Here is a 12340-nt window from a genome sequence, read left to right as displayed (position 1 = left end):
GTGGACCAGCGAAATAAGATAGGTTGGCGGCATCGCAAACGCAGCAGCGATTGGTGTTGCCAGTGGCAGTGCAATCGGCCAATGCAAATGGCCAGTGCAATCGGCCAATGCAAATGGCCAGTGCAAATGGCCAGTGCAAATTGCCAGTGCAAATTGCCAGTGCAAATTGCCAGTGCAAATTGCCAGTGCAAATGGCCAGTGCAAATTGCCAGTGCAAACGGGCAGTGCAAATGGGTGTTAAAAACGCCCGAGCAAGTACCGCCCGGTTTACCCGCTGATCAGCTTCAACAGATCACCGATCGTGCAATGGGCTTCGAGCGAATGACGGAGCGATTCGTCGGTCATCACTTGATAATGATTCTTGCGTCCCACTTTCTCGCGACGAATGAACCCCTCGTCTTCGAGATCCTGAACGATTCGCTGGACGCCTCGCTCGGTGATGCCAACTCGCAGGGCGACTTCGCGCAGCACCATATCAGGATCGCTGTGCAGCACGATCAGCACGTGGGCGTGATTGGTCAGGAAGGTCCAGCGGCTGGTCTCGCCGCTTGCCGATGGGGGGCGGGATGGCTTTGCCGTTTTACTCATTTCGAAAAGGTCGTTGCCGGAGCGAAAAGTCTCGGGGGCTGGGGATGAGTCCAGTATATCGCCAAATACGCGAAAGTAAATTCACGAAAACATTTTCGCAAATCAGCCCCTCCAAATGCGGCAAATCCCAGTGTTTTTCCAGTCTTTCGCCTGAAGACCTTGCCAACGAAAGACGTATATCAATTGACGACATATTTTTCGCGTAATAAACTTCGCATGACCTGCGGGATACAATCACGATAGCAGGTCGTCGTCCTTCGGTTCTTTGCCTTCTTGACGTTAGCCACGGCGTTTTCGATGGGAACCGCGTCCTATCCATCGTTCGCCGCTAGCCCAGGTCGCTTGACTGAACGGAGACGAGTAGCTTCCTGCGTGCGTGCTTCCAAACGCCATCTCGCTGTTGCATGCTGAAGCTTGGCGGCGTCATTGCAATTGACTCTTTCGCTCCCACAACGTTTATGCATGAACCCGATTCGAGTCTCGTTTTGCCAAATTCTGTTCCGCCGCAAACGCTTGCGCTCAGCGAAGAGACCATGTTCCGAGTTCTCACCCACATCGGCTTGGCAATCGGTGTACCGATCCAGCGATCCGATGTCCAATCGAGCGACGAGAATGCGGATTCACAGTCGAAGGACCCGTTAGCCCGCTTATTGGCCAGCGCTAAACACGCGGAGCTGATATTAAGCGAGACAAAATTTTCAGCGGCTGAAGAACTATTTGGCTTCGTACAGGAACGCTTCCCCATTCTGATCGTGCACAGCGATGGTCGATTTGATGTGCTCGAAACGGTTGCCGGACGTGGTATTCAAGGCTGTGAGGTCAGCGATTTACCCAGGACGCCGGTTTCGACGAGGTCTCGGACCTATAGCAAGTCACAGCTTCGCGCATGGCTTCGCTCGGACCCACCACCGCGTTGTTTTACGTGTCGCAAAGAATTGCCATGCGTTTCAATTTCGGCGGCTCGTACCGCGCGCGATTCATTCACGTCGGATTTGCATCCCCACGATGATCATCCCACGCCGCTCCGCCGCTTTCTTGGTTTGTTATACCTCGATCGACGCGACTTGCTGACGGTCGTATTGTTCGCATTTGTCGCGGGAATTCTAGCTTTAGCAACACCGCTGGCCGTGGAATCGTTGGTGAATGTCGTTAGCTGGGGAACCTACCTACAGCCTCTGATTGTATTGGGGGTGATGTTGTTGACGTGTCTCGGAATCGCCGGAGTGTTGAAAGTCCTGCAAGCGATCGCGGTCGAATTGATCCAGCGGCGTCAGTTCGTTCGCATTGTCAGCGATTTAGCGCACCGATTTCCGCGCGTCAGTCAGGCATCGCTCGTGGGCGAGTTCCCTCGTGAACTCGCCAATCGTGTCTTTGACATCATGACGATTCAAAAAGCAACCGCAGTGCTGTTGATGGACGGCGTGACGATTGTGTTGACGACGGTGCTGGGGTTGTTTTTGTTGGCCTTTTACCATCCGTTTTTGCTTGGTTTTGACATCGTGCTGGTGATCTCGATGATTTCGATCACTTGGCTACTCGGCCGTGGCGGAATCGACACTTCGATTGACGAGTCGAAAACGAAGTACCGGGTGGCTCACTGGTTGCAAGATGTGATCGCGTCGCCTTCGGTTTTCAAGCTTGGCGGAGGCGAAACGCTTGCGGTGCAACGCGCGAACCAATTAACGGCGCAGTACGTCGCCGCGCGGCAGCTTCAATTTCGCGTGGTGATTCGGCAAGTGGTGTTTGCGATCTCACTACATGCGATCGCATCGACAGTCCTACTCGCGCTGGGTGGATGGTTGGTGATTGACGGCCAATTAACGCTTGGCCAATTGGTCGCCAGCGAATTGGTTGTGACCGTGGTGGTCGGGGCTTTCGCCAAAGCCGGCAAGTCGATCGAAAAGTTTTACGACTTGATGGCGGGCATCGATAAGGTGGGCCATTTGATCGATCTGCCCGTCGATACCCGACAAGAGCCAGCCGTGTTGCCGCATGGACCGGCCGAGATTCAGTGGAGCGATCTTGTTCTGGACGGAGGGTTGTCGAAATCAAAGGTCCCGGCAGCCACCATTGATGCCGGCAGCCGCGTCGCGATTGTCGGTGACGATACGAATGGCCGGTCGTTGTTGGCGCGAGCCTTGGCCGGAATCACGAGCCCGCTCGAAGGCACCGCGCAAGTCGCGGGGCACGACCCGGTACATGCCGCGGCAACAGGCGAGGGACGGTTCATCGGTTACGCCGGAACCAATGATCTGTTTCATGGAACGCTACGCGAGAATCTGGATTTGGCGCGTAGCGGGATGACCGCGCACCGGTTACGCGACGCATTAAAGCGTGTCGGTCTGCTTGATTTAGTCCTACAAATGCCCGACGGTTTGCAGTCGCGATTGCAAACCCACGGGTATCCGCTAAGCGACATCCAATCGCGGCAATTGGTGCTGGCACGAGCAATTCTGATGCACCCCAAACTGCTGATCGTGGATGGTTTGCTGGACGATTTATCGAGCGAAGATCGTCAAACCGTTTGGCAAACGCTTGCCGCCGACGACGCGCCGTGGACGCTTGTCGTCACGACCAACCGCCAAGACGTCGCGGAACTGTGTGAAATCGAAATCGCTGTTCGCAAAGGGTCATAAGCCTCGCCATTGATGATCGACGTTTTATCGCCACTACCGCTGATGTAATCATGTTAAAAGAACTTTCAAACCAAGAAGACTTCTCGACCATGCAGATGGTGCGAACCGGGAACTTCATCCGGCGGTGCGGTCGCATCACCTTCGTCGCATTGGTCATCGCCGTGGTTGCGTTGTTGTTTGTGCCTTGGCGACAAACCGCGCGCGGTATCGGAACCGTCGTCGCTCTGGATCCGCAGGAACGACCACAGCCTGTCATGAGTCCATCCAAGGGCGTGGTCAGCTACGTGAAAGAGGGGTTGCGTGAAGGTAGCTATGTGCAAAAGGGCGAATTGCTGTTGCGGCTCACTCCGTTTGCTGCCGAGGGAGTTTCCCAAATCGACTCGCAAATCGTTGCCGCGGAATCCAAAAAGGCATCGGCGACCTCCTCTCTGGATGTCGCCAAACAGGCGGCGGTGCTGCAAGAAAGCAGCGGTAAAAATTTGGCTCAATCGCTGAAGCAAGATTATCAAGCCGCGAAACAGAAATGGGAACAAGCCAAAGACGAAGTCGCCCTGATCCAATCCGAACTCTCGGACAAACGCAACCAACTAAGAATCGCCGAAGAGGTCGCGGTTCGCGGATTGGTTTCCAAAGAAGAACTGTTCTCCAAACGCCAAGCCGTTGAGTCCCAACTGGCCAAACTGAATAAAGCCGAGAATGCAGTGCACGAGCAGTCCGCAGTGCTGCTATCAAAAGAAGAAGAAATTGAATCCAAACTGCAAGAGATCGATATCAAGAATCGAGACGCCAGCCAGAAGGTGCTCGAGCAGATGCAGAAGATCAACGTGATCGAAAAGGAGATATTGGACCTAAGAAATAAACGGGGCGAGCTGGACCGTTTAGAGGTGATGGCCCCCCGTAGCGGATTCATCCAACAGTGGTACGGCGTGACCGGCAGCGACACGATCAAGGAAGGCGATCAATTGTTTGTGATCGTTCCTGAGACCGATGATTTGGCCGTGGAGATGAAAGTGAGCGGTAACGACATGCCGCTGTTGAAAGTCGGCGACCGCGTGCGACTGCAATTCGAAGGCTGGCCCGCGGTCCAGTTCGTCGGTTGGCCCTCGGTCGCCGTCGGCACGTTTGGAGGAAAAATCAACCGGGTTTTTCCAACCGACGACGGATTGGGAAATTTTCGGGTGGTTGTGACGCCTGACAATCACTTTCCGCGGGAGGATGGATGGCCGGATGACCGATACTTACGTCAAGGAGTGCGCACCAATGGTTGGGTGCTGCTAAAACAAGTTCCACTCGGCTACGAGATATGGCGCCAATTAAACGGTTTTCCCCCCGTTGTCGCGAACAACGAACCGAACAAGTCGAAGGACAAAGGCCAAAAAGTGAAACTGCCCAAGCTTTGAGCGTCCACCGCGCAGCGACAATCCGCCGATCCGGAAGGGCCTACAGACACCCCGGTTGGTTGCAAAATCGGGCTCTCAGCTGGAGTGTTTCAAAATCGGTTTTAGCTAGCATACTGCTGCTTCCTATCACACTGGCCGGCAATGCGAGTGCGCAGGTCGTCCAGCTAGCCCCTGAAAGTTCGTTCACGCAGTTCTTGATGTTGGTCGAAGACGACATCGAGCAAAACACAGATCTCCATGCCGAAAACGACACCGAAGCTCGACTCCGAAACAGTGCCGAGGTCGCTCCCGCCGACGCTTCGCTTAATACAGCGGACCAGAATACAGCGGACCAGAATACAGCGGACCAGAATACGGCGGGCCAGGATCTCGAGACGACCGATCCGGCGTTAACTCTGGCCGACGTCTTCGCCAGCCTGTACCGATCGTATCCTGAAATCCAGCAGGCTCGACAAGAGCCCAACATTGCAAACGGCCAAGTCTTGTCCGCCTACGGCGAGTATGACACCAAATTCAATGCGTATTCGATTTCCGAGCCCACCGGGTTCTACGAGAACTATCGAAACGGTTTGGGGGTCGCCCGGCAAACGTGGTGGGGCGGGTATGTTTCGGCCGGCTATCGTATCGGCCGCGGATTTTACCAACCTTGGTACAAAGAACGCCAAACCGATGACGCCGGCGAGTTCAAGCTCAAGTATTCACAGCCTTTGCTGCAAGGGCGTGCGATCGATCCCGAGCGTGTTGCTGTGTTCCAAGCCAGACTTGCGCAACAGGCCGCAGGTCCGATCATTCAGCAAACGATCCTGGATATCTCGCGTGATGCCGCTGCGGTCTACTGGGACTGGGTCGCGATGGGCAGCATCCTCGAAGCTCAACGCGAATTGCTTTCGTTGGCCGAACGTCGCGGCGAACAATTCGAAATTGGTGTGCAAGCAGGCAAGTTTGCCGAAATCGATTTGATTTTGAACCAACAACTGATCGCCGAACGCAAAGCCAAGGTTTTGGAAACGGAACAAAAATTCCGGGCAACCTCATTCAAGCTTGCTCTTTATCTTCGTGACGCAGGCGGACAACCGATGGTCCCCAGCGACGCGTGGTTGCCAAAGCGATTTCCGATCATTCAACCACCACCCGCCAGCGATTTCCAAACCGATTTGGCCGCGGCCCTTAGCCGACGTCCCGAGCCGCAGCTTTTGCAGTTCGAAATGCGAAGCGTCCAACTCGATCGCCGATTGGCGAACAATGAATTGCTGCCGCGATTTGATTTCATCAGCGAAGCGTCCCAAGATATGGGAGAACCCGCCACCAAGTCGGATGACAAAGGTGAATTTGAATTGGTCATTGGTTTCACCAGCGAGGTGCCGATCCAACGTCGCAAAGCGCGTGGCAAGATCCAACAAACCAATAGCAAGATCATTCAGATCAACGAGAAGTTACGATTGACGCAGGACAAGATTGCCAACGAGTTGCAGGTCGCGTACAACGCGCTGCAGCTTTCATCGCAGATTGTCGAGCAAACCGAGGTCTCGCTGCAAACCGCACTGGAAACGCTCGATCGCTATCGGTTCGCTTTTGAAAAGGGAAAAATCGATCTGATCTATCTGAATCTGCTAGAAAGCAAAGCGAATGAAACCGAGATCAAGTTGGTCGACGCCCAGCGCAATTGGTTTGCAGCCTTGGCACAAATGCAGATTGCACTCGGTTTGGATCCGCTGGATCAAGCGATGGTGGTCTCATCGCTTCCCGAGAGCGACATGCCCGGCCCTGGGAACCTTCCCAAGCCGAAACTGCCGCAGGCCGACGCGATGGAACGTGACTGGCAGCTGCACTCTCAATCACCCGACGCCGACCAAGCAGACGAATAAGGTCGTCTCGCGGCAAGGCAGGTATGCGGCCCGCATCGAGTGACACCAAACGAGTCTTTCCGACTCGCTCTGCGTCATTATCAAACAACCGCAAAACGATTCGGCTGTGGAAATTGGCTAAGCTTCAAGCCGGTTGATAACGACTCTCATTAACCGGAAAATGAGGTTTTGACGGCATCTTCGTGATTCGTTTCGCAACAGCCGAATTCACGCTTGTCACTCGCGTCTGGCGCCGATAGAGTCCAAATAGAAGCAACCCCGCGGCCGATTCACGTGATGAATGCTTCTCGCCCCCCAAATTCACCATGGAACATGTTTTGCACGTTCCTCAACTATTAAACGACACTCTTCACTAGGAAAACAATCATGTCGAACGAAGCCGTCATCACCCAGCTCAACGAAATCCTTAAACACGAATGGACGGGCGTTGCCCAGTATTCGCAAGCCTCGTTCATCATCGAAGGCCCGTGGCGCGAGGTTTACTCTGAAAAGTTCGAAGGAGACGCCAAAGAGTCGTTTAACCACGCCAAGCTAATCGGAAACAAGATCGTCGCGCTCGGTGGCGTTCCCGTTGCTCAGCGAAACGAGATCAAGCAAACGCGTGATCTGCGTGAAATGCTTGAAAATGCCTTGGCGTTCGAATCCAAGGCCGTTGAAATGTACGAAAAAGCACTCGAATTGGCCGAAGGGACTCGTTCGCTTGTCGTTTTCCTCGAAGACATTTTGCTACAAGAGCAAGAAGGGGTCGACGAATACTCGAAACTGCTTCGCGAAAGTTCCACTGCAGAAGCCGAATTGTCAGCTCGCAAGTCGGGCTAAACCGCTTCAATACGATCACGCCGTTTTCGTAGCGGCGGCGAACGACAGGATCGACTGACCGCTCTCTTCGCGGTCGGCAGGTTGGATGTCTTGCAGCGTTTGGCTGCAAACTCGAGCCAGCGGAAGCCCCAAAACGTTCTTCAGTCCGCTGAATTCCAATCGCGTCAATTCCAGCGATTGTTGGGTAAACCAGCCGACATTGGACGAAAACGTTTCCGTCCTCAACTCAAATGGCTTAGCGTGTCGCTCGCGAAGCACCAATAGCACGCGATGTCCGTCGGACGAATTCACAACGCCGAGAATCTGTTCGGTAAAGGGCATTTGGCTCTCAAGAGGTGGGAACATCCAGGCTTCGTCGATTACCCAGGCGTTCCTATTCTCCATGGATTTCTACGGACGTCAATCCTTTATTGAGAATCATTTGCAATAGTTCGCCGAATGGGCTGAATTGCAGCGTCCGAGAGCAGAATGGGGATTTTCTTCACAGACTCCCTCCAGGCAACTCGCCACAAGACTGCAGGGCGAGGATCGCCAAGGCGGTGCCGGCATTGGTGATGAGATTACTGCACTCCATAACCGGAGACGCGGTAAACCACATGCCGTTTTCACGCTGATTCGATCTCAGCCACGCCACACCACGCTGCAATCGAGCGTCGTCCGCCGGGACACCAAGCTCGCGAGCGATCACGATCACCAGCCCCGTGGCATAACCGTCACTGGTGTTGATTTTCAGAGGTCGATCGTCGGGTCGATCGAGGTTTTTCCAGTCGGTCAGAAGTCCCGCGGTGGACCAACCGCCGTCATCAAGTTGCCGGCCAAGAAGTTCTCCGAGTGTTTTGTTGCGGTCCGCGTCGCTGAGGATCCCGTCGATGCGATTCGCCCCCCAAGCCAGCATCGCTCGATGATGCAGTGATTTTGGCGGATTGTCTGCAAAATATTGACGCACCTTTTCTAGCCCCGCACGCGCCTGCGGAGTTTCTGCGTAACCATCCGGAGCGATACCGACGGCCAGCACGGCGAGAGTGACACCATAGTGATCGTCAATCTCCAGCGGCGCGTAATTGCAATCGGGCCAACTCCATCCCCCATCGGATCGTTGCGTCGTCCACATGATATCGAGCGTTTCTCGCGCGGCGTCGCTCAGTTTGCCGGTGGTCTGCAAGTCATTCCAGGTTAAACCCGCTGCGACAACGATCGTCCAGAAGCCTTGGCCCTGCGAAGGCATCCGTTTCTGCCAACGCACTCTGCGATAGTCTTCGTAAAAACGGCGGACTTCGCCCGAGTCGGGCAACGTCGAGTGCAATGCGGGACGTGCTGCCAAATAGAACAGGTTGGTATGGCAGGTGGCACACTTTTTCGTCTTCTGCCAATTCAACGCCGCACGATCTAAATACTGCGCCGCTTTCGTCTGCGAATATTGCTTCGCGATCGGTTCGTCTGCCGAGATTACCGGCAATCCTTCGGCGACGTCATCCAGCGTGATCGGCTGCTGCGCTGCCGAAGGGGTGCTGAAAATCAGGAATGTCATCACCGTCAGTGCAGCGACACGCTTTAGCAGGTTCGGTCTCATCGCGGCAGTTTCTTTGGGTGGGTGGGATTCGCCTAGGCTCTGCCTGGAAAGTGGTTTCTCACTTCGCGAGAGCGGCTTTCTCCCTCAACTTTGGCGGAGCGAAAGGCGACTTTCAGCGGTGTTCAGACTGAGCCTAGTATAGCGATTTCCCCAGCAGCGGGTGTCTGCTCACTCGTCGAGCAACTGCGTGATATTTTCGAGCGGACGACCGATGGCCGCCTTTTTGCCATGCACCACAATCGGGCGTTCGATCAGTTTTGGGTGAGCCGCCAAAGTGGCGATCCAATCATTGTCGGATAACTGCTTATCGCCGAGCCCCAGTTCGCCGAACAGCTTTTCCTTCTTTCGAACCAGTTGTTCGGGTTTGATCCCAAGCAGTTTGACGATCCGCCCAAGCTCTTTCTCGCTGGGAGGAGCGTCCAAGTACTTTACGACATCAAATTCGACGCCGTGTGATTCAAGCAGTTCGACGGCTTGGCGAGATTTGGAACATCGAGGGTTGTGGTAGATGGTGGTCATGATTGTGTTTTCAAAACAGTGGGTTCGGGCCCGATAATATTTGTTTCCTGATTGGGGCTTCTATTGGTCAAGAGAATATGTCTACGCTACAGTGTGCGTTCCCAACGCAGGTGTCCCCCTTGACTCTAAAGCGTACCACCAACCATGAATTCCGAAACCGTGCTTACGCCCTCGTTAGATGAACTCGTGACCTGTTTAGGACGCTTCCCGAGACACGTGTTGCCCGAAGCGGTGATGCGTGAAATTCTCTCTCGCGGGTCAGCGGCAAACGAAGTGCTGTTGTCGCGTTTAGAACAGACTGTCCAGAACGTAAGAGGCGGAATTGGCAGCCTGCCCCGTGAATCGTTCTTTTGCTTTGCGATGCTCCGCAATTGTCCCGACGTCGGCATGTTGCCGACGCTGGAACGATTCTATCAACTCGACCAACAAACACTGGCCGCGGCAATTGGCGATTTGGTGCATGGTTTTGGCACTTCGCTGTTCGTAAAGATGAGCGATGCGGATAACGTCGCGTCGCTTACTGAGTGGATCGAATCCATGATCCAGAATCCCAATGTTTACTCATATTGTCAGTGTCACTTGGCTTCCGTATTGCGTTGCTGGGTCAGGGACGGGCAAATGTCTCGCGATACTGCGATTGCACGATTGAAAAAGTGGCTGCAGCTTAGGTCGAATCATTCCGCTGACATGGTGTCGGCCTCGATCGTGTGCGAGTTCATGGAGCTAGCCGCCCATGAAGAAAAGACGTTTATCGAATCGTGCTTCAAGCGTGGACAGATTGACGAGGATTTCATTGACTACGAAAGCTGCATGGATGAACTTTCGCAGAACCAGACTGGGCAACCGATTTGGACTCCGAAGCATGAGGACGAACCTGACCTGATTGAGTACTTTCGCAATTGGCATTGTTTTTCCAAAGCGAGTGACAGTTTTGATCCTCGCTGTACAGAGTATCGTGACATCACGAGCGATATTCCGTCTTATCGCAGCGAAATGCCTGATCGCGAGCAGATCGATCAATGGTTTACCGCGATCCGCAACTCCAATGACCAAAGCTATCCCCGCGAAGCAGTGCAGATGTTATCGAGACACGCTTCGTCGCTGATGGATCGTCTTGCCGATGAAGTGCGGTACGGGCTTTCGCAGGCCACGAGTGATGATCCTCGTTCTGGCAATGGACCGTTCCTTGCTGCGACCATTCTCGCGGCGGAGATAGATGTCACCTGTAGCAACGAGTTACTTGGCATCCTGGACCTGACGCCGGACCAACGCTTCGAGGTGTTTGGGGACGCCATCGAAGCTCCGATTGTTTCCGCCTTGTCGCGAAGCTTGCTGGGCGATTGTGGTCCCATTGATCAACGAGTGGAAGATTCGAGTCGAGACACGTTGGACCGCGCATCGCTGACGATGTTCTATCCACTTTCGGTTTGGCAGGGATATCTACCGCGTCAACAGGCAGTTCACAAACTGCTTCAGCTGTTGGAGCAATCTCTTGAAGCTCCCGCCCCACTACCTCATGCGATCTACGATGCACTGTGTCTGCTATCGGTAAGCGACGAAGAACCGGTCGTCCGTCGCGCTCGCGAGTTTGGCATTTCAAATGCATTCGTGAGTGAGAACAAAGCAAAATGCTGTGTTGAACACCCCGACCAAGCCGACAGGATTGTTAAGGAGATTGCAAGTGAGTTCAAATCCCCTATCGCGATGATCGAAAGTTCGGTCATGTTTGACGAGAACGCTCTCTATCCCGACCGGGTTACCGCGAAGCGTTCCTCCCAAATACGAGCACTCGCGACAGAGCCGAGCAAGCGTAGTAAGATGTCGGTCAAAGCCGCGGAGACGCGAGTGCCGCGAAACTCGCTTTGCCCGTGCGGAAGTGGCACAAAGTACAAGAAGTGCTGTGGCAAGAACTAGGATTCGTAATCCTTGTCCACTACGGCAAATTTTCAAAGGCAAAAATACTGCCGTATCCCAAGCCCCCCTCAGAGAACATGCCTGCCTCCGTTGTGCGATCACGCTTGCGGCTTAACGGATCAGTGCACCTGTAGCGCTTCGTCAAGCGCCGCGATCGTCGGCGGCGATGGTTTGACGCTGCCAGGGCGTTTGCCGGCGGCAATTTCATGCGGCGTCCAGCCACGACGGTTTTCCTTGTTCCAAATCGCGGGATCCGCGCCGACGTCCGCCAACACCGCGACCGTGGTGGGAAATGTACGCAGCGCCGCTCCGTGCATCGCCGTCTCGCCATTGCGATCCACCGTGTTGGGGTCCAGCCCCAAATCGACCAGCATGCGGATCGCCAAATTGACTTCTTCGGGTGTGCCGGGTTCTTCCCCGACTGCGATCACGCCCACCCCTGCGGCGGCCATCAATGCAGTCGTGCCGTCGGCGTTCGCGATCAACGGGTCCGCACCAAGGTCCAGTAGCAGTTTCATTAGCGAAAGATCCGCTCCCCGCGATGCCAACAAAAACGGTGTCGCCCCCTTGGGATTCAACCGACCGCCACGCGACGTTCCATTTTTCAACTGCAGGTTCACATCGGCTCCGCCGTCTACCATTGCTCGTACAAAATCGAGAGTATCGAGCGAACCGGTGATTCGCGGCGGCGGATCACCCGCAGGATTGTCGCCAAGTTCGGTTCGACGCACCCAGGTGATCGCGTGCAGCGGAGCAAAGCCGCTGCGTTGGTCATTCGGGTCGGCTCCCCGCCGGACCAAATCAATCGCCAATTCGAGATGCCCGCTTTCAACAGCCAGCAGCAGAGCGGAGGTCCCCTTTCGCGGATCACGACCGCCACGTCGACTGGGATTCATCGTGGCATTCACGTCGAGTCCTGCGTCCAACAATCGCAGCACCACGTCGGTTCGACCTTGCCGAGCCGCAAACATGATCGCCGAGAAATCCGATCGAGGAAGCCGTTCGTCTAGTCGAGCACCGGCTCGGATC

The 12340-nt window shown here is 54.7% G+C and carries 10 protein-coding genes; 5 read left to right on the top strand and 5 right to left on the bottom strand.

Annotation, left to right across the window (positions count from 1 at the left end):
* Window positions 1-267 precede the first annotated feature (267 nt).
* Window positions 268-588: a helix-turn-helix transcriptional regulator gene (locus RMSM_RS33310; protein ID WP_063870296.1), complete on the bottom strand. Its 321-nt coding sequence runs from the start codon at window positions 586-588 to the stop codon at window positions 268-270.
* 485 nt (window positions 589-1073) lie between these two features.
* Here RMSM_RS33310 and RMSM_RS33305 point away from each other — a divergent pair, with 485 nt between their 5' ends.
* The 4 genes from RMSM_RS33305 (at window position 1074) to RMSM_RS33285 (ending at window position 7308) form a co-directional block, all read left to right on the top strand.
* On the top strand, window positions 1074-3224 hold the full coding sequence (locus RMSM_RS33305; protein ID WP_040770821.1) for an ATP-binding cassette domain-containing protein: 2151 nt from the start codon (window positions 1074-1076) through the stop codon (window positions 3222-3224).
* 50 nt (window positions 3225-3274) lie between these two features.
* Window positions 3275-4624 carry an HlyD family secretion protein gene (locus tag RMSM_RS33300; protein WP_008708171.1) on the top strand — a complete coding sequence of 450 codons (1350 nt, stop codon included), beginning with the start codon at window positions 3275-3277 and terminating at the stop codon, window positions 4622-4624.
* A gap of 197 nt (window positions 4625-4821) precedes the next feature.
* Window positions 4822-6489, top strand: a complete 1668-nt coding sequence (locus RMSM_RS33295; RefSeq protein WP_008708170.1) for a TolC family protein — start codon at window positions 4822-4824, stop codon at window positions 6487-6489.
* 366 nt (window positions 6490-6855) lie between these two features.
* Window positions 6856-7308: a ferritin-like domain-containing protein gene (locus RMSM_RS33285; RefSeq protein ID WP_008708160.1), complete on the top strand. Its 453-nt coding sequence runs from the start codon at window positions 6856-6858 to the stop codon at window positions 7306-7308.
* A gap of 15 nt (window positions 7309-7323) precedes the next feature.
* Here RMSM_RS33285 and RMSM_RS33280 read toward each other — a convergent pair whose 3' ends face one another.
* The 3 genes from RMSM_RS33280 to arsC all read right to left on the bottom strand — a co-directional run bounded on the left by RMSM_RS33280 (window position 7324) and on the right by arsC (window position 9397).
* On the bottom strand, window positions 7324-7653 hold the full coding sequence (locus RMSM_RS33280) for a hypothetical protein (protein ID WP_144058141.1): 330 nt from the start codon (window positions 7651-7653) through the stop codon (window positions 7324-7326).
* Window positions 7654-7789: 136 nt separating this feature from the next.
* The gene (locus RMSM_RS33275; RefSeq protein ID WP_008708157.1) at window positions 7790-8878 is read right to left on the bottom strand and encodes a prenyltransferase/squalene oxidase repeat-containing protein; all 1089 of its coding nucleotides are present in this window, start codon (window positions 8876-8878) and stop codon (window positions 7790-7792) included.
* Window positions 8879-9046: 168 nt separating this feature from the next.
* Entirely contained in the window at window positions 9047-9397 is a 351-nt protein-coding gene (arsC, locus tag RMSM_RS33270; RefSeq protein ID WP_008708156.1) for an arsenate reductase (glutaredoxin), read from the bottom strand.
* A 144-nt stretch (window positions 9398-9541) separates the two neighbouring features.
* Between arsC and RMSM_RS42185 the strand changes: the two genes are divergently transcribed.
* Entirely contained in the window at window positions 9542-11311 is a 1770-nt protein-coding gene (locus tag RMSM_RS42185; protein ID WP_201767107.1) for a DUF1186 domain-containing protein, read from the top strand.
* A gap of 119 nt (window positions 11312-11430) precedes the next feature.
* Here RMSM_RS42185 and RMSM_RS33260 read toward each other — a convergent pair.
* Window positions 11431-12340, bottom strand: a 910-nt coding sequence (locus tag RMSM_RS33260; protein ID WP_040770814.1) for an ankyrin repeat domain-containing protein, incomplete at its 5' end; no start/stop codon positions are given.

The sequence above is a fragment of the Rhodopirellula maiorica SM1 genome (assembly GCF_000346295.1).
Taxonomy (GTDB): domain Bacteria; phylum Planctomycetota; class Planctomycetia; order Pirellulales; family Pirellulaceae; genus Novipirellula; species Novipirellula maiorica.
This window is presented reverse-complemented; position numbering and strand designations above follow the sequence as displayed.

Bases quoted from the DNA above. Each gene is read 5' to 3' on its own strand.
- RMSM_RS33310 (WP_063870296.1), bottom strand. From the start codon at position 588: ATGAGTAAAACGGCAAAGCCATCCCGCCCCCCATCGGCAAGCGGCGAG.
- RMSM_RS33300 (WP_008708171.1), top strand. From the start codon at position 3,275: ATGTTAAAAGAACTTTCAAACCAAGAAGACTTCTCGACCATGCAGATG.
- RMSM_RS33295 (WP_008708170.1), top strand. From the start codon at position 4,822: ATGTTGGTCGAAGACGACATCGAGCAAAACACAGATCTCCATGCCGAA.
- RMSM_RS33285 (WP_008708160.1), top strand. From the start codon at position 6,856: ATGTCGAACGAAGCCGTCATCACCCAGCTCAACGAAATCCTTAAACAC.
- RMSM_RS33280 (WP_144058141.1), bottom strand. From the start codon at position 7,653: ATGTTCCCACCTCTTGAGAGCCAAATGCCCTTTACCGAACAGATTCTC.
- RMSM_RS33275 (WP_008708157.1), bottom strand. From the start codon at position 8,878: ATGAGACCGAACCTGCTAAAGCGTGTCGCTGCACTGACGGTGATGACA.
- arsC (WP_008708156.1), bottom strand. From the start codon at position 9,397: ATGACCACCATCTACCACAACCCTCGATGTTCCAAATCTCGCCAAGCC.
- RMSM_RS42185 (WP_201767107.1), top strand. From the start codon at position 9,542: ATGAATTCCGAAACCGTGCTTACGCCCTCGTTAGATGAACTCGTGACC.